Genomic DNA, 24,929 nt, shown 5'->3' with positions numbered 1-24,929 from the left:
CATACAGTTTTTTGAGATTTTGTATTTACAGCTCCGGCGTTCGTTCTAACTGCTGGAGGACGTGTTGCATGATTTTGTGCTCGCCGATACGGAGGTGTTCGAGGAACGTCGGGCCGCTGATGTCGAGTTCGCCCGCAATCTCCTTGGCGCTCGTTTGGCGAGGCCACTCGTAGTAGCCGTTTGCTGCGGCAGCGAGGAGACACTCACGCTGTCTCGGCGAGAGTTCGCTGCTAATCTGGTCACAGATGTTGTCGAACTCGACCGGCGAGTCCTCGGTGAACCCGTGAATGGCTTCGATGGTGACATCGAAGTTTTGCTGGAGCGTCTCGATGATGGTCCCGAGTCGGTCGGTTCGTGCCATCATCGTCCAGTACTCGTATCCGCCGTACACCTGGACTGGGACGATTGGCACGAACCCCGTGTTCGCCATGCTAGGGACGATACTGCTCGTCCGCTCGTAGACGACGAGGACCCGTGCGCGGGTCTCAGTCTGTTTCAGAATCGTCACCGAGTCGACGACATCGTGGCTATCTATCGTCTCGACGAACTCCGAGAGCGAGACGTCTCCCTCTGCGATGAGGATGAGGTCCGCCGTGATGTCGTCCTCAGAAGGGTACAGCGACTTCTCGATGACTCGCGTGCCGGCGCACTCACTCGTCGTATCGAGGGTCCAACAGCCGGGATGGCGTATCTTGAGTCGTACCTGCTTGTATCCCGAATCGCTCCCACTGAGTTCGTTTGGCCCGACCGTGCTCATTGGTGTCTCATACCAAGTATGGAGTATAACAGTATCCCCTAGAATGCAAGGGTAGTCTCCGAGGATGTCGGATAGCGGCCGGATTCACCTCGAAACGAGAACAAACCCTCCCTACATAGGGTACTCGTATATGTGGGGTACGGGCGTGGCCGTCATATGACGGACTTACTGCTGACGAACGCCCGAATACTGGACGGCAGCGGGGCACCGTGGTTCCGTGGGGCCATCTCCGTTGCCGACGGCCGAATCGAGCGACTTCACAGACGACCCGAACCCGAGACGGAGGCCGACGAGGTGCTCGACGCTGAGAATGCGGTTGTCTCTCCCGGCTTTATCGACACACACTCACACTCGGATTTGCAACTGTTCTCCGACCCGACGCTCGCGCCAAAGGTCCGACAGGGCATCACGACCGAGATTCTCGGCCAAGACGGGTTCTCGATGGCTCCGTTGTACGACGGCGACCCGGCGGTTTGGCGGCGTCAGTTGTCGGCGCTCGCCGGTGGATTCGAGGAGTCGTGGGACTGGGAGGGTGTCGACGAGTATCTCGATACCGTCGTCGACCACGGCGTCGCTCCACACGTTGCGACGCTCGTCGGTCACGGAACCGTTCGATTCGACGTGCTGGGGATGTCGGACCGCGACCCGACGAGCGGCGAACTCGACGAGATGTGTTCCCGGGTCGAAACAGCGCTCGAAGAGGGTGCAATCGGATTATCTACTGGATTGATTTACACGCCGTGTACGTACGCGTCGACGGCGGAAGTTCGAGCGCTCGCCGAAGCGGTTTCTCCGACCGGTCGACCGTTCGTCGCTCACATCCGAAGTGAGGGCCGATGGATTTGGGAAGCCTTAGACGAGTTCGTCGATATTGGGGCCGAAACGGGCGTGCCGCTTCATCTCTCACACTTCAAAACGGCCGGCGAAGCACAGTACGGGACGGCTGAGCGGGCGATTCACCTCGTCGATGCGGCCCGCGAGCGCGGTGTCGACTTCACCGCCGAAGCGTACCCGTACACGGCCGGGAGTACGATGCTCTCGGCGCTACTCCCGCCGTGGCTACACGCAGACGGCCCCGACGAGATGCTCGACCAACTCACGGACGAAACGGTGCGAACGCGGATTCGACGCGACGTCGAGGAGTGGCGTATCGCCGGATGGGAGAACTTCGGTGGACTCGCCGGATGGGAAAATGTGTTCGTGACGAGCGTTTCGAGCGAATCGAACGCCGACGCCGAGGGCCGAAGTATCAGAGACGTTGCGGACCGGCGTGGCGTCGGCACGATAGAAGCGGTCTGTGACCTCCTCGTCGAAGAAGAACTCGGTGTGAGCATCCGAGTTCACACCCTCGCAGAAGCTGACGTCGAGACGATTCTGGAGACGCCTTGGGTTTGTATCGGAAGCGACGGACTGTTCGGCGGTCGACCGCACCCGCGTGTGTACGGCACGTTCCCACGCGTGCTCGGTGAGTACACCCGTCGACGGAACCTGCTGTCGCTTCCCGAAGCGGTCCAAAAATCGACTTCGTTGCCGGCGCGTATCTTCGGACTCGACTCGAAAGGGCTGCTCCGGCCGGGACTGGACGCTGACCTCGTGGTGTTCGACCCGCGAACTGTCTCCTCGCCGGCGACGTTCGACGACCCGACCCGCTACCCGACGGGGATTCAGCACGTCCTCGTCGACGGGGAGTTCGTCGTCCGCGACGGGGAGACGACAGGTGCAACGCCCGGCCGAGCGCTTCGAGCGTAACGCCGTCGCTTCGTTCCGTTTCGATGCCTACGCGAGTGCCGCGAACAGGGGCTTAGGGTCGTCTCCTACCTGATTTCGCAAAACCCCGGCGCTTGCTTGCGAATTGAGAGTTCCGCTATTAGGTTAGAGCGTCCCTGTGAGAGCCATCGTCACGAGTGCGATGTCACGTTGCACCGCTGGCTCTGTAGTGCCGTCTCTGAGCGCGCGCTCTCATGTTCCGGAGTACGACCCTAGTCAGATTCATCGAAACCATACAGTCAGGTCTACGTTACTTTCGGCGAAAAGCTATATGAACACTACCCCACGACCAGAACAGGGACGAGGTGTCCCTGCTGACAGAGTCACTGGTTACCGGTGTGCGTTGGTCGGAGATAGCCGGGCAGGTACCTCGTTCCTCCATCCCCAGACGGAGATGTGCGCACCGGTAACCGACTGACCATTCAGTCGAACATCGCATAACTCTAGTCATGTATAAACAATCATATACGAAATAATGTCGAATAACTCTAATTTCTGACCTTCTTAGGACCACACTTTTGGTTTTTGACGTGGCTCCGAATCTGAGAGCTACTGGGTCACGTGAGTACTGAATACACTACCGATGCAGCAACGACGCGGTGTTAGATTTGAACGCTAAAGCGCCCATACGTCTGTAGTTGAGCAGGAATTCGAGCGAACGTGGTTTCACTGGCGTAAGACCTCTCGCTGTATGGTGGGCTGTTACTCTCATCGGGATTGGTACCTTGGCAGTCGTCGTCTCGTTCGGTTGGCTCGTAGTTTAGATAGATGCCGACACATTCGACGTCTCCGCAACTGAAATCTGACCCCCATTCGAGCCGTTCGAGTCGTCGTGTTCCACACTCACCGATGTTGTATTGGTGGACGAGCAGCGTGCTTTCGGACAGGTCCGTTTCGCTTATGAACTCTCTCGCCGCCTCGACATCAGCGGTTGCCCGCGAGAATTCGAGTGCACCCCGTTCGCCGGGTGTGGTCACAATCCAGTCTTCGTACTCCCAGTTCGCCGAAGATTCGAATGCATCCTTTCCGGGAGAGCGAGCCGATGAGTGAACAGCAGGCTTCCCTGCGGAGTTTCGCACTTTGACTGACTCTGGCGTATTCACACTACGCGAGTATTCGGGTTCGCTGGCTGTAGGTGAGGGAGAACTCCTCCGATTAGAGTCGGACGTTCGTGTCGAACATCCCGCGAGACCGCCGATTACTGTGGTCGAAAGGCCGAGGAGTTCGCGACGCGCCAATCGATTGGGGACCATGTAATAGATTCGACGTTCGACCCGTCATATCTCTTTGGACGACTCTACCGACGACTATCAAATCTCTTTGGCACCTGTTTTTCTGCACTCTGTGTTCAGTACGCTATCCGCAGCACGTTCCGAGGGCTTCAACAGAGCCAGCAGTTCCTTCCACCGGCTCTCCCTTGTTAACCCTCTCAAGAAACTCGAACCTTCATTGCGACAAACTACACCTCGTAGTCGCCGTCCCCGACAACACACGAAGGCGGTTCACGGACGGACCGAACTTTCGGCCTGTTCGTAGAGGTGACACGCAACGGTTCGACTCCCGTTTTCGCCGTCTTCCCGCCGCAGTGTCAACGCCGGGTTCGTCGCGGTACACTCGTCGAACGCTTTCGGGCATCGAGTGTGGAACCGACAGCCCTCGGGTGGGTGAATCGGACTCGGGATGTCCCCTTCGATGGTCGGGGCGAGTTCGCGTTGTGCACCCGGTTCAGGCAGCGAAATCGACTCCAAGAGCGCCTCCGTGTACGGGTGTTTCGGGTCGTCGTACAGTGCTGCAGCAGGAGCCGTCTCGACGATTTGGCCGAGGTACATCACCGCCACCTCGTCGCAAACGTGTCGAATCACGTTGAGGTCGTGGCTGATGAAGATGAGCGTGAGGTTGTACTTCGCCTTCAACTGCCTGACGAGGCGGAGTATCTTCGCTTGAACGCTCACGTCCAATGCGCTCGTCGGTTCGTCGAGAACGACGAACTCCGGGTTCACCACCAGCGCTCTGGCGAGTCCGATGCGCTGCTGTTGCCCACCGGAGAACTCGTGTGGATATCGACCGGCGTGTTCCGGTTGCAAGCCGACGTCTTCGAGCGTCCGGTAGACGATATCGCGTGCATCGTCGCCGTGGGCGATATCGTGGAACTCGACCGGTTTTCGGAGCAACTCCTCGACGGTCTGGCGAGGGTTCAGACTCGACCGCGGGTCTTGGAAGACGATTTGCATCCGCCGGCGGAGTTTCCGTAGCTTGCGCTGGTTGTACTCCGTGATGTCTTCGCCGTCAAAGAGAATCCGCCCGCTCGTCGGGTCGTGCAAACGAAGCAGTGTTCGACCAAGCGTGCTCTTTCCACAGCCACTCTCTCCGACCAGTCCGAGCGTCTGCCCCCGTTCTATCGAGAGGTCGACGCCGTCGACGGCGTGGACGACTTCGCGGTCGATGAACCGAGAGAGCAGTCCCGACCCGGCGTCGAAGTGTTTAGTGAGGTCCTGTGTCTCGACGAGAGCGGTCATAGCTTCTCCTCCATTGCGAGTGACTCCTCGGCGAGATAACACGCCGCTCGGCCATCCTCAGTCGGATACAGCCTCGGGTGTGCCTCGAAACACCGTTCGTGCGCTTCCGGGCAGCGGTCGGCGAACCGACACTGCGAGGGCACGTCGATGGGGTTCGGAACGCTTCCTTCCATCACGTACAGTTCGCGGTCCGGTTCGTCGTATCGCGGGACCGACTGCAGCAACCCCTTCGTGTACGGGTGTTGGGGGTCTGAGAGCACCGACTCGACCGGCCCCTCCTCCATGACCTTCCCCGCGTACATGACGACAACGCGGTCACAGAGTGCCGCGACGACCGAGATATCGTGGGTAATCCAGAGTACCGAGGTTCCAAGGTCGTCGACGAGGTTGCGAAACAGCGACAGAATCTGCCGCTCTATCGTGACGTCAAGCGCCGTCGTCGGTTCGTCCGCGAGAACCAGCGACGGCTCACAGAGCACGGACATCGCTATCATCGCCCGCTGGAGCATCCCGCCGGAGAACTCGTGGGGGTAGTCGTCGTATCGTTCCTCCGGACTCGGGATGCCGACGCGTTCTAACGCGTCGATGACTCGCTTCTTGTACTCTTTCGAGTGGTCGAACCCGAACAGACGGACGAGCGGATGGACCGGCCCGGACTCGTGTGTCCGTAGCACGTCGTGTAGCTGTCTGCCGACCGTCTGGGTCGGGTTGAACGCCGTCATCGGGTCTTGGAACACCATCGAGATGTCGCTACCCCGTAGCGCACCGAGTTCGGCGTCCGAGAGCGACTGCAAGTCGCGGCCGTCGTACTCGATACTGCCTTCGACGACTCGACCGGGTGCGTCGACGAGGCCGAGCACTGACAGTGCGGTGACGCTCTTTCCGGACCCGCTCTCGCCGACGAGGCCGACGATTTCCCCGTCGCCGATTTCGAGGTCGACGCCGTCGACGGCGCGGACCTGACCGCGGTCGGTCTCGAAGTAGGTGTGGAGATTCTCCACGTTCAGAACCGACATCTCACATCCTCCCCTCGGCGTCGCGCTGTTGCTGTGGGTCTAATGCATCTCTGAGGCTGTCTCCCAGCAGGTTGAAGCCGAGAACGGTCACCATGATGGCGAGGCCGGGGAATATCGAGTACCACCACGCCGACGTGATGTACTGACGCGCCCCCGAGAGCATGATGCCCCACGTGGGGTGAATCGGCGAGACGCCGAGTCCCAGAAACGACAGCGCCGCTTCGGCGATGATGGCCGTCGCCATGCTGAACGTGAACTGGACGATAATCGGCGTCAGCGAGTTCGGCAGAATCTCCCGTGAGACGATGTTGGTGTCGGGATAGCCCATCGCCCGCGCGGCACCGACGTACTGTTCGGATTTTTCCGAGAGTACTTCGCTCCGCGTGATGCGGGCGAACGTCGGCACGTAGACGATGGCGATGGCGAAGATGACGTTCTCCAGTCCGCGACCCAAAATCGCCATCAGCGCGATGGCGAGCAGAATCGACGGGAACGAGAGCAGCACGTCCATCGCGCGCATCCCAATCATGTCGATAGGGTCGCCGTAGTACGCGGTGACGCTGCCGATGACGATACCGACGGCACTTGCGAACCCGACTGCCGCGAGGCCGACGACGACACTCGTACGGGTCCCGTAGAGCGTCCGCGCGAAGATGTCTCGGCCCTGCTCGTCGGTGCCGAACGGATGTTCGAGACTGGGCGCGAGCAAGCGCGCGAACCGGTCTGTCTCGTACGGGTCGGCGACGAGCATCGTGATGAGTTGCCGATTGAGCAGGAAGTCGTCGATGGCGCTGAACAGCGCGACGGCGAACACGCCGACGACGATGACGCCGCCGACCATTGCGAGTGTATCTCCGCGGATTCGACTGATGACTCGCGCTCTGGTCCCGACGTACTCGGAACGAGCGTTGCTCACGCGTTCTCACCGCCGTAGCGTATCCGTGGGTCGAGCATCCCGTACAGCACGTCGACGAAGAGATTCGACGCGACGAACGCTGCGGCGACCAAGAGCACGATTCCTTGGATGACCGGGAAGTCCTGTGCGAATATCGAGTTGATTGCCAACTGTCCGATACCGGGAATCCCAAAGACGGTCTCGATGATGACGCTGCCGCCGATGAGGTAGCCCAGTTGGAGGCCGACGACCGTGATGGTCGGCAAGATGGCGTTTTTCAACACGTAGACGTACGTAATTTCGTCCTCACTGATGCCGTAGGCGCGTGCGGTCCGGACGTACGACTGGTTTATCTCGTCGAGGACGCCGCCGCGTATCATCCGCATCACGAGCGCGGCGAGTGCGGTCCCCAACGCGAACGCCGGAAGCATCACCGAGAAGATTCCTTCTACGGGGTCTTCGGTGACGAGCGTCATCCCGAACAGGGGGAACACGTCGATACCGAATCGTGAACTCAGTTCGACGGCGACGACGACGATGAGGATGAGGCCGAGCCAAAAGTTCGGCATGCTGATGCCGAGCAGCGCGACGACACGGCTCACGTGGTCGGTCAGGCGGCCCTTTCTGAGCGCACCGAGGATACCCGTCGGTAGTGCGATTGCGAGCGAGACGACGAGACTCGCTACGGCGAGTTGAATCGTGTACGGAAGTCGACCGACGATGAGGTCGGTGACGGGCTGTTGGCTCCGAATCGAGCGCCCGAGGTCGCCTTGTATGGCGTCGCCGAGGAAGCCGGCGTACTGAACGTACAGCGGTTTGTTCAGCCCGAGTTCCATCCTGAGCTGTGCGACTTGGGCAGCGCTGGCTCGTTCGCCGAGCATGAGTCGTGCCGGGTCGCCCGGAGCCAGATGCACCATGATGAACGCGACGAACGACGCACCCAGCAGTACTGGAACCGCCCAGAGAAGCCGTTTGATGATGTATTGTAAGATATCGTTCATGTGTGTCGAAATGAAACCCTCTGACTCGACGCTACTCGTCGAGTGTCACGTCGTGGTACACCGGCGTGAGCAACGAGGGGTGTTGCTTGTAGTTCTGGACGGCAGTGCGCAGACCCGTCGCCTGTTCGTACGTCATAATCGGCTGGCACGGGCACATCTCCATCACCTTCATCTGGAGTTCGTAGTACGCCTCCTCGCGTTCTGCCGGGTCGATAGCGGTTGCACCGTCGGAAATCATCTGGTCAACCTCCGGGTCTTGGAGGAACGAGAGGTTCGAGGCACCCGCGTTCTCCGACCCCCACAGGAAGTTGACGATGTCGGTGTCGAACCACGAGACGGTGCCGTACATGACGTTCGACTCGCCTTTGCCGAACTCGTCGTAAGCCGTGTTGTACTCGTAGGTGGTGAGTTTCGCTTCGACACCGACGTCGGCGAACATCGACACCATCTCCTCTGCGGTCTGGACACGCGGCGGCGGCGTGTTCGTCGAGACGATATCGATAGTGAGCCGTTCGCCGTCTTTCGAGCGGAACTCGCCGTCCATCGTCCACCCTGCCTCGTCGAGCAGTTGTCCAGCCTTCTCCGTGTCGAACGCGTACCCGATTTCGTCTCTGACGTCTTCACCCGCCCATCCGAGTAGGTTCTCCGAGAACGGCACCCAGTTTTCGGCACCGAGGCCTTGGTAGATGTCTTCGATGATACGCTCTTTGTCGACGGCGTGTGCGAGCGCTTTCCGGACGGTGACGTCGTCGGTCGGCGCTTGCTGCATGTTGAACGCGACGTAGCCTGCGTTGTTCGAGGTGAACACGTCGGCGGTCGTTCCGGAGTCGTCCTGAATCGTCGAGAGTTCCCGCTGTGGGAAGTCACGAGCCAGAAGGATATCTACGTCTCCCGATAGCAACGCCTGCACACGCGGGAGTTCTTCCGGGATGACTCGGAAGGTAATCTTCTTCGGCAGCGGTGGGTTCTCCGACTCTATCTCCGGCGAGTGTGGCGTGCTCCACTCGTCGTTTCGCGTGAGCGTCACGTGGTCGCCGCGGACCCACTCTTCCAACTTGTACGGGCCGGTTCCGACGGGGTTCGCGGCGAAGGCGTCCTCGTCGGCTTCGACGGGGCCACGGGGGAGAATGCCGAAGTAGCCGCCGTAGCTGCTGTAGGTGTTCCACGGCGCGTACTTCTCCTCGAAGGTGAACGTCACCGCGTTCTCGCCTGTCGCTTCTACGCCCGACATCGGACCGACTGCCCACTTTAGGAGTGCGGGCTTGTTGAGTAGCCGTTCGTACGTGAACACGACGTCGTCGGCAGTAAACGAGTCGCCGTTGTGGAAGTTGATTCCGTCGTTGAGTTCGATGGTCCACTCGGTTCCGGCGTCGTTCACCTCCCACTCTGTGCCCAACCCTGCCGAAAAGTTCCCGTCGAAGTCCATCGTCACGAGCGGGTCGTAGATGAGACTCATCACCTGTTCGGAGTACGATGCCGTGGTGACGTGGGGGTCGAGCGCTTCGGAGTCGCCCGCCCGCGCGAGAACCAACTCTTCTGGAACGGAGCCACTGCCGCCGGACCCACTGCTGTCGTTGCCCGAGCCACTGCCACCGGCGCCGTCGCTTCCGTCTCCTCCGTCTCCTCCGTTGCCAGTACATCCTGCCAGTGAGGAGGAGAGGACAAGTGCGCTCCCGCCGCCGAGCAGACGGAGGTACTCGCGTCTGTCGAGGGCGGTGCCGCGGAGGTCATCTGCTGTCCGAACTACTTTGGTATGGTTGTTCTTGTCACCCATCTTCGTTCTGCTGAACGGGTATTAGGGAACCATGATAAGACGATACCCACGCATGCAAGGGATAGGTGTTCGACCCGTCTATTTTGCCTATATGATATCTATAAAGCAAGAAATTATTATGTGTATCCACAAGAGACAAACAGCGAGTTCTTCGTCCGCTGCTTCTCAGCTTCCTTTCATGATAGGGGCGGTGTTTTTCCAACCCAAATTGATGAATAGGGCATGGACCTGCACAGTCAGTTCGAGGAATCGACGCCCGCTATCGTCCTTGCAGAGGGCGAATTTGGCCGAACCGGTGGCAAGACCGCGAACGGGGTTGTCCTCCACAGCGACCTGTTCGAGGCACGTGTCGTCATCGATTCGACGACGGCCGGGATGTCCGTTCCGACCGTACTCAAACAGTCCGACGCTCCTGATATCCCTATCGTCGACGGATTCGAGACGGCAACCCAGCACGCTCCGGAGGCAGAAGCGCTCATCGTCGGCGTCGCACCCGCCGGCGGTGCGCTCCCGGAATCGTGGGTCGACATCATACAGGACGCGATGCGCGCAGGGTGCGACGTCGTCTCGGGACTTCACGTGTTTCTCGGAGACGACCCCGATTGGACCTCGTTAGCTAACGAGTGCGGGGTCCGACTGTTCGACGTCCGAAAAGCCCCACCGGACTCCGAACTCCGAGTCGCAGACGGACGGACGACCGACCTCGACGCCGATATCGTTCTGACGATGGGGACCGACTGTGCAGTCGGCAAGCGGACGACGACCTTCGAGTTGTATCAGGCCGCACGTGCGGCAGGCCTCGACGCTGGGTGGGTCGCAACGGGCCAAACCGGAACGATGATTGGGGCCGACAGAGGCGTCGTCATCGACCGAATACCGGCCGACTTCGCGGCCGGAGCGGTCGAAGACCTCGTCTACGAGACCGCACAGGAACACGATATCGTCTTCGTCGAGGGACAAGCAGCGCTCACTCACAGAGCGTACTCGGGCGTCACGCTCGCAATTCTTCACGGAGCGTGGCCCGACGTGGTCGTCCTCGCAGACGACCCGAGTCGATCCGAACGAACACACTTCAAACAGTTCGCTGTCGACGGCGTCGAACGCGAACGAGAGACTATCGAATCGCTCTCCGATGCGACCGTCGCAGCGATTTCGACCTGGGGGTCACCTGAGAAAGCCACCGCTGCGTGGGACCTTCCTGCAGCGAACGTCTTCGAAGACGGTGGACCGGCAGCACTTCTCGACGCAGTGCAAGAGGCCTGCGAGGCACAGAGGGTTGTTCCCTGATGAGTCGTATTACGCGTGTCTCCGTCGAAGCGCTCGACCTCCCAATGGAGGAGCCGTTCGAAATCTCTCTCGGCACACAGCACGAAGCCCGAAACGTTCTCGTCGAGATAGAGACCGAATCCGGTGCCGTCGGATACGGCGAAGGCTCTCCAATCGCACCAGTCACCGGAGAGACACAGGCCGCGGCACTGGCGGTTGCCAAGGCGGCCGCGACGCTTCTGGAAGGCGAAGATGTCGCGGACTACCGTCGACTCGTCGAGACCACGCGCAAGAGCTTCCCCGGCATGGTTTCGGCGCTTTTTGCGGTCGAGACTGCGCTTTTAGACACGTACTGCCGCGAGCGTGAGATTCCACTGGCGTCGCTGTTTGGCGGGGGAACACGGCCGGTGACGACGGATATCACGATTCCAATTCTTTCACCGCAGAAGGCGGCGTCGACCGCATCGCGTGCAATCGAACACGGGTTCGAACATCTGAAAATCAAAACCGGAAACGACGTCGACGAGGATATCGACCGCGTCGCCGCAATCGCAGATGTCGCAGAGGGTGCGGAGTTGAAAGTCGATGCGAACCAAGGATGGTCAGTAAAGGAAACGGTCGCCTTCGCTTCGGAGATAGACCGCCGAGGAATCGAACTCGCCCTCATAGAGCAACCCGTTCGGAAAGACGACATCGCCGGGCTTTCGCTGGCGCGTGACTCGGTTCACGTACCTATCGCTGCCGACGAGTCGGTGTTTACCCCTGCTGACGCGCTTCGTGTCGTTCGTGAGGACGCCGCCGACGTGCTCAACGTCAAACTCGGGAAGTCAGGACCGCTCGCAGCAGCGGAAATCGTCGCCATCGCAAAGGCTGCTAATCTCGAACTGATGGTCGGGTGTATGCTGGAAAGCGCGATTGGCATCCACACGAGTGCACATCTCGTCGCTGGAACCGGAGCGTTCAGCTACGTCGACTTGGATGGAAATCTCCTGCTCGAAGACGACGTCGTCCAGACGCAGTATGGCCCGACAATCGAAATCACGGGTTCTGGACACGGAGTAACGCCGGAGAGATAGGTTCTGGCGTAGGTTTTTGGAAGATTTTGAACCCGTCTGAGCAACTAACTCGTGCGGTACCGACTACCGCCGAGCCGTTCATCCTTGGGTGTACCTTGATACCAGTACACAGTATCAGTGTAATTGGTACCGTCACTGCACGCTATCACCACTGGACATGCAGGCTGCGTCACCAAGTCACATCCCGGTACCACCTTTCTGACCGGAACTGAGGAGTTCGAGTCTGACGAATCACCGGTCGACCGCAGGTCACCGTCGGTCACCGCCGCATCGTCTCGAAGAGGTGCAGACTCGTACATCTGGCAGGTAGTGTTCTTCGAGACCTCACGCCCGCGGAAGACAAACGACGAACGTTGCGCCAGTGGGGTCGTTGTCTTCGACGCGGACGTCGCCGCCGTAGTTGCGAACCACGGTGTCGACGAGATACAACCCGAGTCCCGACCCGGGGCTCTCCAGGCCTCTCTCGCCCCGCCCGAAGATGTCGTCTTTCCGCTCGTCAGGCACTCCCGGACCGTTGTCCGATACACGAACGATAACCTCGTCCGCTCGTGTCTCAACCGAGACCGTCACCACGGGGTCACCACGACGATTGTGACGAACCGCGTTCGTGAGGAGGTTCCGGAACACGGTCCCGAGGAGGTCGTCTGCAACGACTTCGACATCGGGGATGTCGTCTGTCACGTCGACTTCCACGGAGCGACTGCTCGACTGCACCGAACTCACTTCGGCCGTGAGTACTCCTATAAGCGGGGTTGGTCGCGTCGTGTTCTCATCGGCGACCATCGTCGACATGAGCGCTTGGACGGATTCGGTGAGTTCGGTCGCGTGCTCACCGTTTCTGACGATGGTTTCCAGTCGTTCGGTCGCCATCTCGTCGTCAGTAGTCTCCTGGACGAGGCGCGCGTTCCCAAGAACCGCCATCATGTCGTTGCGGATGTCGTGGCGGAGGATTTCGTTCAGTAGTGTGAGTTTTTCGTTCCGTTCGAGAATCTGCTGCTGTTGCTCGTGAAGCTCGGTGACGTCACGGAGTACGATTACCCATCCAATCGCACGGTCCTGTCGTTCGAGGACTTGACTTCGAACGCTGAGATACCGTGAGCGACCGGCATCGACGTGGACGATTTCGTCAGACTGTGATTCGACGTCGAACGAGGTGTGGACGTCGGCCAAGGCATCACCGAGGCCCGCATCGAACTGATTCAGTAGCTCTGTGCCTCGTTCGTTGGCGTGGATGATTCGCTTTTCGGCGTCTACGACGAGTACGCCGTCGGGCGACGCTTCCATCGCAGTTGTGTACGCAATCGGTGGGAGGTCGAGAAAGTGATATCGTGCGATTGCCAGACCGAGCGTGAGGGACGTGATTCCTGCTGAGACGGGGACGAAGTTGACACTGTCCGAGGCGAACGGCGGAACCTGATTGACGCTGAGTCCCACGAAGACGAACGGAGCAGCGACACCGACGGTGACCAATAGCGCCTGTGGGATGTATTTCTGCCCGAGTCTGAGCGCCTCCGAGAGTATTAGCCCGATAGCTACTATCGACACGAGGGCGTTGTAGAGTAGTTCCAAGACGAGATGGGCAGGTCCGGTCTCGACGCGAAGGATGACCAAGCCGCCACGCTCTACGATGCGTGTCGACTCGACGGCGAGTCCATACGGATTCGTGAACAAGATGACGAGATACGCTGCTGGGACGGCCAGCAGCCCAACCACGAGTGAGGGCCGGAGTTCACTCACGCGGTCGGTATGTACGAGAACAAACATGAGCGCGAGCGCACCTAACGGCGCAATTCCGAAGTAGAGCATTCGGTAGAACAGAAGCTTCGTCGCCGGGTCCGTCTGGAGAAGCTTGAGCGTCGAAAACAGTGTCCACGTCACGAGACCGAGGTTCACGACGAAGAACAACTTCAGAAGCGGTGTCGTTCCTTTCTCTTTCATCAGTTGGACGCTGTAGCCACCGAGCAACACCGAGATGAGCATCGCTGTCAACGTGGGGAGTGCCAGTAGTGTGAACTGCCAACCCATCAACGGAGGACAAACGGACGGCGCCTACCGAGCGTCAACATATTCGGATGTTGTACATTCACGAACAAATATATTCATTAGTAACAAAAGAAGGTACCGGGATGCGGTTTCGCATCGGTCTCGACTTCGGGCAAAAGGATGGCAGCGTTGGTGGGAGTACGAGTCTCATCATCCCAGTCCTCATTTTGTTCGTGCATGACCGTCGAAAAGAGACCGAGAAAGAAATCGTGTTCGTAATCCACGAGGCGCGGTATATCATGCAGGACACGGTCAGTGGCCCTGCAGTTCTTGTAGACGATGTTCAGACATCACCGCCATCACGACCTCTCCATCCGACTCGTGACACAGACCGCCGGCGAGCGCTGCCAGTACGATGAGTCGAAAGCGATTCTGGATCAGTGCGCAGTTAGACAGGCCGAGTTTGTTGAACTCCTCGATCGGGAGATAAACATGTGTTTCAGTCACCGAGAGCGGGTCATAGTCGACAGTCTAGGTGTGTGGTCCCTGCCATTGTTGACCATCACTCGATGTATCGAGGGCAACCGCCCTCGGATACTGTCCCGCATTTCTCGTGGCACTCTGTCTCACAGTAATTCGGTCACTGGCGTACGTTATGCCAGAAGTCACTAACCCGTACAGTACATGAAAGTGTACAATGGCAGACTCCGGAGGCGATGAACCGTCTGAGAGAAACTCGGAAACTATCCAGGAACGGCTATTCTATCCCGACGCCGACCAGCGTAGCGGCGGGAAGAACGTCCAACTCTTCGGCGGGCTATTTGACGTTCACCCCGTCGTGTTCCCCGTTTCGGTTTGTCTCATTGTTCTCTTCGTACTGATAACGCTCCTGTTTCAACCGCTGGCGAGGGTAATCGGGTTGCGAGCCGCTGACGGAACACTACTGACGGCCGCTGGCGCGTTCGGCGCCATCCAGCGCTTCGGGACGACCAGGTTCGACTGGTTGCTCACTCTGGGTACGACCGGAACGTTGCTCACCGCACTGGCTCTCGCGGTGAGCAAGTACGGCAGAATTCGGATCGGTGGAGCCCACGCCGAAAAGGAGTTCAGCGATTTCTCGTGGATAGCGATGCTTTTCAGCGCCGGGATGGGTATCGGCCTCATCTTCTACGGGGTTTCCGAGCCAATGTACGGCCTGCAGACGCTCCCTCCGTTTTTCGACGGAATCGAACCCAAAACACCGGAGGCGGGGAAGGCAGCGCTAGTGCAAACGCTGTTCCACTGGGCGCTCGCTCCATGGGGCGTGTACGCCCTCGTCGGCCTCGGAATCGCCTTCTTTGCCTTCAATCGAGGGCTGCCACTCAGCCTTCGGTCGGCGTTTTGGCCGTTACTCGGCGACCGGATCTACGGCTGGCCGGGCCACGTGATCAATATCACTGCGGTGTTCGCAACGCTGTTTGGACTGACGACGACGCTCGGTCTGGGTGTCCAGCAGGTCAACGCTGGACTCTCGATTCTGAGTCCCCAACTGGTCGGCGTTGCGATTCCACAGACGAGACTCGTAGAGGTGTCACTTATCGCGGCCATTACGCTTGTGGCGACCGGATCGGTCGCTGCAGGCCTCGATGAGGGCGTCAAACGCCTGAGCTCGGCCAATACGGTTCTCATGGGGGCGATGCTCGTCCTTATGTTGATCGTCGGTCCGACCTCCTACCTACTCGGAACGTTCAGCTCGGCGATGGGGATGTATCTTGCCGTTCTGCCGGAGATGAGCCTCTTTACCGGTACGACACTTGGAGCGGATGCCTCCGCGTGGCTCAGCAACTGGACATTTTTCTACTGGGCGTGGTGGATCGCTTGGTCCCCGTTCGTCGGAATATTCATCGCACGCATCTCGAAGGGCCGGACCGTCCGGGAGTTCGTTGCCGGAGTACTCGTGATTCCGTCGCTGTTCGGAGCACTCTGGTTCTCGGCGTTCGGTGGGGCCGCAATATACGCTCAATTCAACGGCGGCGAAATCCTTCGAGTACTCAACGAGCAGGGCCAGACGGCGACGATATACGCGATGCTCGGCGAGTATCCGCTCGGACTGCTAATCTCGATTATCGCGACGGTCCTGGTGGCGGGGATGTTCGTTACCTCCTCGGACTCTGGGTCACTCGTCATCGACCACCTCACAGCGGGTGGAAAGCACGACGTTCCGAGAGCCCAACGAGTGTTCTGGGCGCTTACTGAGGGTGTGGTCGCTGCGGTTCTCCTACTCAGTGGCGGTCTGACAGCGCTTCAAGCCGCGTCGATCGCGATCGGTGTCCCCTTCGCCGCGATCTTGCTGCTCATGTGTTATGCAGTCTATCGAGGGTTGAAACGTGAACACGCGATCATCAACTCCGCGGCGTTCGCAGAGCAACTCGAAGAGACGACGGCACAATCGTATGGTGATATCGTCAGAAACAATCGCGATCGTGACCCGGTCCCGGGCGACGACTAGCCGGCGAAGAAGGTCGGTCACGAGGACGCCGCTGAACTCTTGGTAGAGACGCTCCGCGAAGAGGAGGAGGCGCTCGAGGAAGTCACCCAGGCGAGCGAGCAGTTCGACCAAGAGCAAGTCGCAGACGACTGAGAACGTAACTCGTCCTGAAAAGGCGAACAGCGGCCCGACTTCGGTTTTTCTGTCCTGAGAGACGGACGCAAGTCGGAACACTCTCACTACGACAGAGTCGTTGAGCCTCTTCTTGAGTCTCTATGAACTCGCTCGTTTTGGATGGTGGGTTACCACTACTTGGAGAACACGGCAAACTCTCTTTGGGAGTACTCTACTGTGAACTCTCACTCGGGAGTCCGGTGAACTCTATGATTGTATGTACTGAACACAGCTAGTGAACACACATATTGAACATTGCTGGTTTCGGGGAGTAACACCGAGATGCCGTCGGGTGTCGCTTCGAGGTCGTCAGGTGTGGTCGTGTAGTGGTGAACGAAGTGAGTACACAGCGGAGGGTGAGGCGTGGAGTCTGGGTAGACCCACTTCCAGTGTTCCCGGTGCATCCAGTGAGCGACAGCATCGCTGCTGTACTCATGCCTGCGGTCGCCTGAATAACCCGCCGCCTGCTAATATCACAATCTTTCATGCGTGCTAACCTCACACGGTCACTCCCAATCGCAACAGAAAAACCCCTCTCTGGTCTTTGATGATTTCCAAAGTTCTCTCACGAGTGACGAACACAGACTAAACGCAGTTGAAAATCAGTGCACAGCTGCATGGTTGTCTCAGTATAAATATGCGTGTAGAACGTAGAGTTCTGAACATGCCCTCCAAGCGTGAGCTACTCCGTGAGGATTCCCAATCCAGTCAACCAAAGTGGTCTAACTTTCAGTGGGATCGTATCTTAGCCTTCGGAAGCGGATTCGCAATCACAGTACTCTATCTCTGGCTTGACCCGTTTTCACCGACCCCTGACTGGATTGCTGCCGCACTTTCATCGATTCCCATCGGGCTACTCCTCTATGGACTCACCACACAATCGTGGCAATCCTGTGTGAAAATAACACTCGGCGTTGGAATCGGAATCGGAGTCGGTACTTACCTCTAACCAAGTCAAATAGCCAAGTCAACCGATCCATCGAATCTTACAGATTTTGATAAATGAGGTGTACTGAATACAGGAGTTCCATTTGTCATTCTGTTTTCCCCTCACGGTAGCCAAATACTCCAGCCTCTGCCGTCGTTCTGAGGATTCTGTAGATTCCGACTAGAACCCTGAGCAGAAGAATACCCCCACCAAGCCAAATAAGGACTCTCGTAAGTTCAATTCCCCCGAGAAGGAAAGTCTCGGGAGTAATCACCCCGAGTAAGAAGAGGGCCAAACCAATCCAGAACGCTTCATTCCGCTGGGAGAGCTCTGTGAGGGTATCCGCCATGTCGTTGAGTGAGTGATTGTAGGGATTAAACTTCTCCTCCAATAACCGATTTGCGCCCTAGGTTTAGCACGACCACAGAAATCTCCCCCGGACACTGTCAGAAGTCACGTACAAGACTTAGAGCGCGAGTCAATCACTCTGTGTCGGTTCAAATATGTCTTCGATAGAACAGTCGAAATATTGTGCGAATCGAAACGCAAGATCGAGACTGGGGTTATATCGACCCCCTTCAATCGCACTAATTGTCTGCCGTGAAACACCTACTGCGTCTGCTAGGTCGCTCTGAGTCAATTCATGCTTGGCTCGTCGAACAGCGAGGTCGTTTTCCATGAGTCACATCGTTCGGGTGTAGTAGAGACCTGTGCAAACGTAGACGATCCAGCCGAGCAGTAAGACTCCTATCTCGAAACCTACAGCATCAATACTCCCGAAACCTCTGGTCACGACGTGTTGAACGATAATCGCTATAAACAGTGCAGAGAGGACGACAAACGCGTTAGTCCCGGCCCGCCGACCGACCTCCTGTGCTCGTTCATCCTCTCGACCTATGAGCGGGATTTCAACCATTGTGTAAAGAACACTTTACTCTATGTAAATGAAGCTTTCCATCCCGCAGTTCACACAGATACAAGGAGGAAGCCCACGACTTCCACAACTAATTAGTAGACGAAAATTTTAACAGGACCCTTCCGTTCATTCGCTCTCTAGGAACGCTAACGTCTTCTGATCGGGTTCGCCACCGTAGTATTGATGAAGAGCTCTGTTGAATGGAACTTGCTCCTCTGAAACCGTCTCGAAAAGCGTCATTGAGGATCGGAACTTCAAGTCGTCCGGGGATCCAAAAATGTCGTGCGCAGAGCGTCCTTCGACGTTATTCACGATTTTCGTGCATTCACGCAATCGCGGACCCAACACCGAGTGTGCGAGATAGGCTTCGGCCTCCGCTCGTGAAGAGATCGAGTAGCGTTGAGCCATCCGACTGCTCCCAAGACCCTTTATCTGTGGAAATACGTACCACATCCAGTGGGTACGCTTCTGCCCCGCTCGAAGTTCTTGCTTGACGTCCTCTATTACGGGATCTTGTGCTTCGACGAACCGCTGCAGGTCGTAGGGATCATCAGTACGTGCCATCTTCGCTCACAGCTCAGCTGTCAGCTTGGATTTCAATTAAACTTCTCCGCTGGCCTGCAAAGGAGCAAATAGAGGTTTCGACGGAGTCGAAAGAAGAGGACTGGGTTCGTATCCTGAGAGCTACTCTGCAGTAACGTCCCGCAGATACTCGATGGCGCGAGGGACTGCCTCGAAATCGTCTTCTTCACACTAAGCGTATACTCGGCCTCACTCTACAGAAGAAACAACGCGAGTGCCTCGGGGCTTGACCCTGAGGCAGTTCGCATGCGATTTGGTGGTTGTCTTGGTTAAGGCGCTCAGTTCGATGGAGATGGTCTCTAAAGAAACTACCATTCTTTCAACAACAGGTTTAACTATATCAAGGCGTTCGTCAAAATGTGTCCAACAGGGAAGGGCGCGACCGGGCACACATCGATGCCGACCGTGGCTACTGTATTGGTCCCCGCTTTTGCAGCGCAGTACCTTGGCACGCGAACTGAAAGCCCTCCTCGACGAGAAGTGAGCAATGCGAACTACGAGCATTTCCCAAGCCTAGAGTTCTGAGAACACCATTCGGGCAGTTATCTACCTTCTACTGGCTTCTCGCCCGAAATCGCCGCAGACACGATGTAGTCGTTGAGGTCGATGCTGTCGTCCCACTCACGGATGAACTCCCCGCTCTCTTCTTTCGGTTTGATTTCAACGTCGACGAACCCAGCCTCCGAAAGCATCGCTCGTAAATCGTCGATCGTCGACGCACCACCGATACACGCGGCCATGGACTCAGGATCTCTCTGTACGTTCTTCGGAATCGGTGCAGTCATCACGACGTCCGAGACAGCCAATCTTCCTCCCGGACGGAGCGCTCTGAACGCTTCACCGAATACCTGTGGTTTGTTCGGTGAGAGGTTGATGACACAGTTCGAGATGATTACGTCGACCGTCTCGTCAGAGACCGGAAGGTGTTCGATTTCGCCGAGCCGGAACTCGACGTTCGTCGCATCGTTCTTTACGATGTTCTCTCGTGCTTTCTCCACCATCTCAGGGGTCATGTCGACTCCAATTACGCGTCCCGAGTCGCCGACCTCTTTGGCTGCGAGGAAGCAATCGAATCCTGCTCCGGACCCAAGGTTGAGAACCGTCTCACCCTCGTCGAGCGACGCGATAGCGTTCGGATTCCCACACCCGAGACCTAAGTCGGCACCCTCCGCTACCGAGTGTAGGTCGGTGTCGTCGTAGCCGAGTTTCTGTGAGCCTGAGTCGGGCGATTCGCCGTCACAACAACTCTCCGAATCGGTGCAACAGTCTGTCTCTCCGTTAGTACTGGTGGCAATTCGAGCGTACCGATTACGAACGGCACGCCGCTGTTCTGCGGCGTCGAGCGTACGCCGTTCGCTGGCTGATGTCGTGGATTCCTCACTCATGGGTCTGCTCCTCGATTTCGTCGAATAGTGCAATGACTCGCTCCTCAATTTCGTCCCGAATGTCACGGACACGGTCAAGGTCTTTCCAATCCGGATCGTTGAGTGCCCAGTCACGCACGTCCACGCCCGCAGACGTGTCTAACTGGAGTGTCGAACACCCCATCGTTGCGACGTACTCACAGGACTCCAACTCCTCGGTCGAAATTCCTTGCGGCACACGGTCTGAGAGGTCGAATCCCTCTTCGGACATCACCTCGACGACGATGTCGTGGACATGGTCTGCCGGGTGTGTTCCACCAGTCAATATCTCGACTCGGTCTTCGAGTCCACGTCTCTCGCGTTCTCGTTCCGCGAAGGTCGTCGACATCTGGCTGCGCCCGGCGTCCTGAACGCACATGAACACAACTTGAACTTTCGCTGAATCTTCGCTCATTCCTCCGAAAGCGCCTTGACAGAGTCGCTGAAGACATCGAAGTCCTCGCGAAGCATGATCCAGAATTTCTGGATGAACTTCATGAGGTTGTTTGTGAAGGAACTGACTGAGTTGCTGGAAACATTCCTCCTACGCTTACCACCAATCTACTTAGATTATCATAGGATTTGACTCAGGACATTCCCATCTCACTCTCGTGCTTGAATGCCTGCAGTATCGTTATCACACTCCCACCTGTCCTTCTAAATTATCTCCTCTGGCCGCCTCTCGAACTACCTGCACCGATCTCGTTACCGATTAGCGTGTTTCTCAAGAAACGTCTCGACAAGGTCGCCATCTGGATTATACTCAATTTCTGATTCGAGGTTCAACAGTACTTTTGCAGCGAGAATATAGGCTTCCTCCGTTGAGATTCCGTACATCTTCCCCAGTTCTTTCATGCTCCCATGTACTCCCTCAGGAATGTCTGCGTTGGGCCGAGTCATTTGCTAAGCAACAGTGGTGAGAACCAGAACAAAAGTATTCGGACAGCGGAACTACCGTTCCTCCTGTCCTCACAAACCAAACAATGCAGGCGTTGAAACGACCTGCAGACGGTATCTCTCCTCCCTATTCACTCACGAAAAGGGATTCTTGATCCCGTCCAACCACAATCTCTCAGATCCGATATATGTGGCCGGTAGTTTATAGTAATATAAGAAAATACGCTCAACCAGAATACGACAAAATGTCTAGTAAATCTACGCTTAGAATGCCTGAAACGTCTAAATTTGAAAAACTGGCCACACATTACACAGCATACCACACCTACCTATCACAATTCTTAAAACACACTAGTCGTACCGTAGCCTCCGCTGGAGTACTACTTGCAATCACGAGTACAACCGTCGCTGCCCAGGAAGGAGTCGGAAACGGAATCTGTGGAACACCACTCGCCGACACCATCAACCAAGCCGCCCCACTGGTCGTCGGGACACTCATGATCGGCGCCGCAATCCTCTCCTACGTCCTCCACACTGCAGCCGGCTTCCCAAAGGACCCACAAACAGTCCAATCATTCAAAAACTGGCGTAACCGCGCCGGCATAAGCGCCGTAACGACGCCACTGTTCGCCGTCGTTATCGAGATGTTCATCGGATTCACCGGCACCTCTCTCGCAGACTGTGTCAGCCTCGTCCCCTTCTTCTAAGGGACGATACACACCCATTCACCACTCCATGACACAGAAACCAGTCCTATCGGTGATGTTCGTACTAACACTCATCGTGAGCGCTGGATTTGTTCCCATACTCGCCGTCGCAGACACACCGACGAGTTCACCCCAGCTCGGAACACCCAGCGAGCCACCCACTGGTGACGACCAAGATGGGAATAGCACTGCCGCCACTGATGCAGGCTACTGTAGCGGTATCAACCCCGTAAGTGGCCAAGTCTGCAACGGCGTCATTGATGCTGTTCGAGCCATCGCACAGGGATTCCTCGAATTCTCTCGTGACGTCGCTGAATGGGCCGTCGAATTCCTCGTTTCTCGTCCAGTGCCGCTTCAAGACGGCGAAATGGAACTCGTCGACCGCCCCACGAACGCACCCATGGGAACTGCATACGACATGTGGTTCACCAAGGGACTCCCCATTGGGCTTGCCCTGTGGGGCTTCGCGATGATTTTGCTTCGACTCACCACAATCCTACCCGGTGGGTCCGCTGCAGCACATCGAAGCAAGACACTGCGTCAGAAAGGTTGGTTCGGCTTGTTCTTCATCCTCGCCTCCTGGATTTGGGCTGCCGTTGTGCTACATCTCTCACAGGGACTGATTCTCGCAGTCGCCCCCACTGGCTCAGACCTCGTTTCGGAACTCGGGTCAGTCGGTGGCAACGCTGCCGCAGCCGGCCTTGGCATCATTCTCGTCTGGCTCTCATCAGGCGTGTTGTTCCTCCTGATTGCACTCGTATTTGGCCTGTCGTGGGTGGCGGTGTTTGTCTTCACCCCCGCACTCCCGATCTTCATTGCACTCTCACTGGTTGACTTCGGGCCACTCAGCATCATCTCGAAGGTCGGAAAGGTTGGTCGTGATATGTTCGTCACCGTCGCATTCCTCCCCTTCCCAACAGCGCTCGTGTTGGGCTTCGGCTATCCGATTATCAACGCCGCCCGAAGTGCCATGCCTGGAGTAACGTCGATTGTCCCTGGCCTTGGCGTGTATGCGCTGTTGACGCTTTGTCTGTGGGTCATCGCGCTCTTATCGCCGATAATGCTGTTCATCGGCCTGCGCTCAATGCGGCCGTTTTCAGCGATGGCCGCGGGCGTTCTCGGTGCCGTCTCCGCAACGGGTTTTGCGAGTGCCTCGAACAAGCTTGGGAACGCCAGGGGTGCAGCGACGAGTGCGGCGAGTGCAGCTGCCTCCAGTCCACGTGTAAACCCACTAACCGGCTCACCGTTCTCCAGCGATAATGCGAGTTCGACCGCTACTGTTGGCACGACAGACACGACTCCGGCTGGTGCACTTGGGAGTGCCTCAAGTGAGCTTGCCCGGAGTGGTCACTCAGTAACGACGAGTCTGGGTAACACGTCGGAGACATCCAGCGCTTCGCGAGAATCAGTTACCGACTCTCAGATTCCACCGAGCGTCTCTCTTAACAAGATCGCAACACGATCTGAATTGGATAGTGAACAGGATTACCGAGCGGGATATTTCCTCCCGAATGGAGAGTTCAAGGGAGTCGGGGGAACGAGCTCAAACCGTGATTGGACTCTGAACAGGGGCTATGAACGGTTCGACAAAGCATACTCGGACAAGACAATTCTTCTTCAAGGGGCCACCGACGAACAGTTCTACGATGTTCGAGATGTCGTAGAGAACGAAAGATACAGTGGTCCATATTCGCACGCACAACAGACTGCTGAGAGTCGCGAGACAGTCTTCAATACGCGGGGGCAGAGCGAATGAGCCACCGCGACCCCTCACGCCGAATCCTCGATGAATTCGGAACAAGCGACGAAATCTTCGGGATTGAGATCGACTACAGCCTCAACGACCTGAAGTTGTTCATCCCCGCTGGGATAGTCTGTGGGTTCATCCTCCTTGCGACACCACAGTGGCTCAATATTGGCGGACTCATCGCAGCAATCGGACTTCTCCTCGCAACTGCTGCCTTCGTATTCGTCACCCCCAGTCACAAATCACCACATGAGTGGCTAACGGACATGATCAAATTCTCACAAGCAGAGCACACCAAAACCGCAGTCGCTGAATCGCCTGCCAACCAGCCTGATTCACTCACCCAAGTAAAGCGATTTCTGCCGGTCTCGAATCTGGTCGAACGCACCGACGGACACCTCGTAGCTGCACTCCAAGTGAGCCCAGCGAATCTCTCACTCGCAACCGATCAAGAGTGGGAGGCGATGGCCAATTCCTTCGGAAGTATGCTAAACGCACTGGATTTCGATTTACAAATCCATTCAACCGCCCGGCCCGTTGAACCAGAGCGCATCACAGCCGGGTACCGCGAACGGCTCGACGACCCGGACGTTGTCGAGAACCCCGCCCTCGGAGACATCATCCGAGTATACCACGAACGGTTCCCTGCGGAATTCGTGAGTCGTGGAACCTGTGTTCGTGAATATCACATCCTCATCCCAGTGAGTATCCACGACGTACAGTTGGCCGAGCGAGGGGCTATCTCGAAACTCAGTACGCTCCCAGTAATCGGCGGGTGTATTCGAATACTCGGAGCAGAGAGCACGCAACTCACCTACGAAGAGATCCGCGAACGACAGAAAGAGGAAGTAGAGCATCGAATACGGGCGGTCGAAAGCGGTATCCGAGATTTAGAGGGATGTGAGGTCCAACGAGTCTCGGCTGATGAACTCGCTGCATTGCTCGAAGAGTACTGGAGTGGCGAACGAACACACTATGGGCCAAGTTCGGGACAACAGAACGAACGCGTTCGCTCTGTTCCCATTGTGACCGGCACTAATTCGGGGCGATTCTGACA

Annotated in this window: 21 protein-coding genes; 7 read left to right on the top strand and 14 right to left on the bottom strand. The window is 57.4% G+C overall.

Annotated elements, in window-relative coordinates:
• Window positions 1-25: 25 nt before the first annotated feature.
• Entirely contained in the window at window positions 26-757 is a 732-nt protein-coding gene (locus AUR64_RS18925; RefSeq protein ID WP_058583536.1) for a helix-turn-helix domain-containing protein, read from the bottom strand.
• 156 nt (window positions 758-913) lie between these two features.
• On the opposite strand from AUR64_RS18925, the gene AUR64_RS18920 reads away from it, so the two are divergent.
• The gene (locus AUR64_RS18920; protein WP_058583535.1) at window positions 914-2,506 is read left to right on the top strand and encodes an N-acyl-D-amino-acid deacylase family protein; all 1,593 of its coding nucleotides are present in this window, start codon (window positions 914-916) and stop codon (window positions 2,504-2,506) included.
• A gap of 1,520 nt (window positions 2,507-4,026) precedes the next feature.
• Here AUR64_RS18920 and AUR64_RS18915 read toward each other — a convergent pair.
• Genes AUR64_RS18915 through AUR64_RS18895 form a run of 5 tightly spaced genes read right to left on the bottom strand, consistent with a single transcriptional unit; the run spans window position 4,027 to window position 9,726 of the window.
• Entirely contained in the window at window positions 4,027-5,040 is a 1,014-nt protein-coding gene (locus AUR64_RS18915; RefSeq protein ID WP_058583534.1) for an ABC transporter ATP-binding protein, read from the bottom strand.
• Window positions 5,037-6,056: an ABC transporter ATP-binding protein gene (locus AUR64_RS18910; protein ID WP_058583533.1), complete on the bottom strand. Its 1,020-nt coding sequence runs from the start codon at window positions 6,054-6,056 to the stop codon at window positions 5,037-5,039. The genes AUR64_RS18915 and AUR64_RS18910 overlap by 4 nt, the downstream gene beginning before the upstream one ends.
• Before the next feature lies 1 nt (window position 6,057).
• On the bottom strand, window positions 6,058-6,972 hold the full coding sequence (locus AUR64_RS18905) for an ABC transporter permease (protein WP_240479638.1): 915 nt from the start codon (window positions 6,970-6,972) through the stop codon (window positions 6,058-6,060).
• On the bottom strand, window positions 6,969-7,952 hold the full coding sequence (locus AUR64_RS18900; RefSeq protein WP_058583531.1) for an ABC transporter permease: 984 nt from the start codon (window positions 7,950-7,952) through the stop codon (window positions 6,969-6,971). The genes AUR64_RS18905 and AUR64_RS18900 overlap by 4 nt, the downstream gene beginning before the upstream one ends.
• Before the next feature lie 31 nt (window positions 7,953-7,983).
• A complete protein-coding gene (locus tag AUR64_RS18895; RefSeq protein WP_058583530.1) occupies window positions 7,984-9,726 on the bottom strand; it encodes an ABC transporter substrate-binding protein in 1,743 nt (580 codons plus the stop codon).
• Between the two features lie 222 nt (window positions 9,727-9,948).
• Here AUR64_RS18895 and AUR64_RS18890 point away from each other — a divergent pair, with 222 nt between their 5' ends.
• Together AUR64_RS18890 and AUR64_RS18885 are read left to right on the top strand one after the other, a co-directional pair.
• Window positions 9,949-11,013, top strand: a complete 1,065-nt coding sequence (locus tag AUR64_RS18890) for a DUF1611 domain-containing protein (RefSeq protein ID WP_058583529.1) — start codon at window positions 9,949-9,951, stop codon at window positions 11,011-11,013.
• Window positions 11,013-12,068, top strand: coding sequence for a dipeptide epimerase (locus AUR64_RS18885; protein ID WP_058583528.1), 1,056 nt, complete (start codon window positions 11,013-11,015; stop codon window positions 12,066-12,068). Before AUR64_RS18890 ends, AUR64_RS18885 begins: the two co-directional genes overlap by 1 nt.
• Before the next feature lie 324 nt (window positions 12,069-12,392).
• Here the strand turns inward: AUR64_RS18885 and AUR64_RS18880 are convergent, their stop codons facing one another.
• Window positions 12,393-14,093, bottom strand: a complete 1,701-nt coding sequence (locus tag AUR64_RS18880; RefSeq protein ID WP_058583527.1) for a histidine kinase N-terminal 7TM domain-containing protein — start codon at window positions 14,091-14,093, stop codon at window positions 12,393-12,395.
• Window positions 14,094-14,748: 655 nt separating this feature from the next.
• On the opposite strand from AUR64_RS18880, the gene AUR64_RS18870 reads away from it, so the two are divergent.
• Complete coding sequence (locus AUR64_RS18870; protein WP_058583525.1) at window positions 14,749-16,539, top strand: BCCT family transporter; 1,791 nt, start codon at window positions 14,749-14,751, stop codon at window positions 16,537-16,539.
• 1,187 nt (window positions 16,540-17,726) lie between these two features.
• Here AUR64_RS18870 and AUR64_RS18865 read toward each other — a convergent pair.
• The 7 genes from AUR64_RS18865 to AUR64_RS18840 all read right to left on the bottom strand — a co-directional run bounded on the left by AUR64_RS18865 (window position 17,727) and on the right by AUR64_RS18840 (window position 21,421).
• Window positions 17,727-17,969, bottom strand: a complete 243-nt coding sequence (locus AUR64_RS18865) for a hypothetical protein (protein WP_058583524.1) — start codon at window positions 17,967-17,969, stop codon at window positions 17,727-17,729.
• 129 nt (window positions 17,970-18,098) lie between these two features.
• Entirely contained in the window at window positions 18,099-18,299 is a 201-nt protein-coding gene (locus AUR64_RS20195; RefSeq protein WP_082230864.1) for a helix-turn-helix transcriptional regulator, read from the bottom strand.
• Between the two features lie 3 nt (window positions 18,300-18,302).
• Window positions 18,303-18,536, bottom strand: coding sequence for a hypothetical protein (locus AUR64_RS18860; protein WP_205628432.1), 234 nt, complete (start codon window positions 18,534-18,536; stop codon window positions 18,303-18,305).
• A 126-nt stretch (window positions 18,537-18,662) separates the two neighbouring features.
• Window positions 18,663-19,100 carry a DUF1810 domain-containing protein gene (locus tag AUR64_RS18855; protein ID WP_058583523.1) on the bottom strand — a complete coding sequence of 146 codons (438 nt, stop codon included), beginning with the start codon at window positions 19,098-19,100 and terminating at the stop codon, window positions 18,663-18,665.
• Window positions 19,101-19,660: 560 nt separating this feature from the next.
• Window positions 19,661-20,503 carry an arsenite methyltransferase gene (locus tag AUR64_RS18850; RefSeq protein ID WP_058583522.1) on the bottom strand — a complete coding sequence of 281 codons (843 nt, stop codon included), beginning with the start codon at window positions 20,501-20,503 and terminating at the stop codon, window positions 19,661-19,663.
• Window positions 20,496-20,936, bottom strand: a complete 441-nt coding sequence (locus AUR64_RS18845; RefSeq protein ID WP_058583521.1) for a low molecular weight phosphatase family protein — start codon at window positions 20,934-20,936, stop codon at window positions 20,496-20,498. Before AUR64_RS18845 ends, AUR64_RS18850 begins: the two co-directional genes overlap by 8 nt.
• Before the next feature lie 290 nt (window positions 20,937-21,226).
• On the bottom strand, window positions 21,227-21,421 hold the full coding sequence (locus AUR64_RS18840) for a hypothetical protein (RefSeq protein ID WP_058583520.1): 195 nt from the start codon (window positions 21,419-21,421) through the stop codon (window positions 21,227-21,229).
• A gap of 266 nt (window positions 21,422-21,687) precedes the next feature.
• On the opposite strand from AUR64_RS18840, the gene AUR64_RS21185 reads away from it, so the two are divergent.
• From AUR64_RS21185 to AUR64_RS18825, 3 genes are read left to right on the top strand one after another with little or no spacing between them, the layout of a single operon-like run.
• On the top strand, window positions 21,688-22,125 hold the full coding sequence (locus AUR64_RS21185; RefSeq protein ID WP_240479637.1) for a hypothetical protein: 438 nt from the start codon (window positions 21,688-21,690) through the stop codon (window positions 22,123-22,125).
• A gap of 28 nt (window positions 22,126-22,153) precedes the next feature.
• Window positions 22,154-23,881: a hypothetical protein gene (locus tag AUR64_RS18830; protein WP_082230863.1), complete on the top strand. Its 1,728-nt coding sequence runs from the start codon at window positions 22,154-22,156 to the stop codon at window positions 23,879-23,881.
• The gene (locus AUR64_RS18825; RefSeq protein ID WP_058583518.1) at window positions 23,878-24,927 is read left to right on the top strand and encodes a hypothetical protein; all 1,050 of its coding nucleotides are present in this window, start codon (window positions 23,878-23,880) and stop codon (window positions 24,925-24,927) included. The genes AUR64_RS18830 and AUR64_RS18825 overlap by 4 nt, the downstream gene beginning before the upstream one ends.
• Window positions 24,928-24,929: the final 2 nt, after the last annotated feature.

It is taken from the genome of Haloprofundus marisrubri (assembly GCF_001469955.1).
Classification (GTDB): Archaea; Halobacteriota; Halobacteria; order Halobacteriales; family Haloferacaceae; genus Haloprofundus; species Haloprofundus marisrubri.
This window is presented reverse-complemented; position numbering and strand designations above follow the sequence as displayed.

What these genes read in the sequence shown, in the direction of transcription:
- AUR64_RS18925 (WP_058583536.1), bottom strand. Translation starts at nt 757, where the DNA reads ATGAGCACGGTCGGGCCAAACGAACTCAGTGGGAGCGATTCGGGATAC.
- AUR64_RS18920 (WP_058583535.1), top strand. Translation starts at nt 914, where the DNA reads ATGACGGACTTACTGCTGACGAACGCCCGAATACTGGACGGCAGCGGG.
- AUR64_RS18915 (WP_058583534.1), bottom strand. Translation starts at nt 5,040, where the DNA reads ATGACCGCTCTCGTCGAGACACAGGACCTCACTAAACACTTCGACGCC.
- AUR64_RS18910 (WP_058583533.1), bottom strand. Translation starts at nt 6,056, where the DNA reads ATGTCGGTTCTGAACGTGGAGAATCTCCACACCTACTTCGAGACCGAC.
- AUR64_RS18900 (WP_058583531.1), bottom strand. Translation starts at nt 7,952, where the DNA reads ATGAACGATATCTTACAATACATCATCAAACGGCTTCTCTGGGCGGTT.
- AUR64_RS18895 (WP_058583530.1), bottom strand. Translation starts at nt 9,726, where the DNA reads ATGGGTGACAAGAACAACCATACCAAAGTAGTTCGGACAGCAGATGAC.
- AUR64_RS18890 (WP_058583529.1), top strand. Translation starts at nt 9,949, where the DNA reads ATGGACCTGCACAGTCAGTTCGAGGAATCGACGCCCGCTATCGTCCTT.
- AUR64_RS18885 (WP_058583528.1), top strand. Translation starts at nt 11,013, where the DNA reads ATGAGTCGTATTACGCGTGTCTCCGTCGAAGCGCTCGACCTCCCAATG.
- AUR64_RS18880 (WP_058583527.1), bottom strand. Translation starts at nt 14,093, where the DNA reads ATGGGTTGGCAGTTCACACTACTGGCACTCCCCACGTTGACAGCGATG.
- AUR64_RS18870 (WP_058583525.1), top strand. Translation starts at nt 14,749, where the DNA reads ATGGCAGACTCCGGAGGCGATGAACCGTCTGAGAGAAACTCGGAAACT.
- AUR64_RS18865 (WP_058583524.1), bottom strand. Translation starts at nt 17,969, where the DNA reads ATGGCGGATACCCTCACAGAGCTCTCCCAGCGGAATGAAGCGTTCTGG.
- AUR64_RS20195 (WP_082230864.1), bottom strand. Translation starts at nt 18,299, where the DNA reads ATGGAAAACGACCTCGCTGTTCGACGAGCCAAGCATGAATTGACTCAG.
- AUR64_RS18860 (WP_205628432.1), bottom strand. Translation starts at nt 18,536, where the DNA reads ATGGTTGAAATCCCGCTCATAGGTCGAGAGGATGAACGAGCACAGGAG.
- AUR64_RS18855 (WP_058583523.1), bottom strand. Translation starts at nt 19,100, where the DNA reads ATGGCACGTACTGATGATCCCTACGACCTGCAGCGGTTCGTCGAAGCA.
- AUR64_RS18850 (WP_058583522.1), bottom strand. Translation starts at nt 20,503, where the DNA reads ATGAGTGAGGAATCCACGACATCAGCCAGCGAACGGCGTACGCTCGAC.
- AUR64_RS18845 (WP_058583521.1), bottom strand. Translation starts at nt 20,936, where the DNA reads ATGAGCGAAGATTCAGCGAAAGTTCAAGTTGTGTTCATGTGCGTTCAG.
- AUR64_RS18840 (WP_058583520.1), bottom strand. Translation starts at nt 21,421, where the DNA reads ATGACTCGGCCCAACGCAGACATTCCTGAGGGAGTACATGGGAGCATG.
- AUR64_RS21185 (WP_240479637.1), top strand. Translation starts at nt 21,688, where the DNA reads ATGCCTGAAACGTCTAAATTTGAAAAACTGGCCACACATTACACAGCA.
- AUR64_RS18830 (WP_082230863.1), top strand. Translation starts at nt 22,154, where the DNA reads ATGACACAGAAACCAGTCCTATCGGTGATGTTCGTACTAACACTCATC.
- AUR64_RS18825 (WP_058583518.1), top strand. Translation starts at nt 23,878, where the DNA reads ATGAGCCACCGCGACCCCTCACGCCGAATCCTCGATGAATTCGGAACA.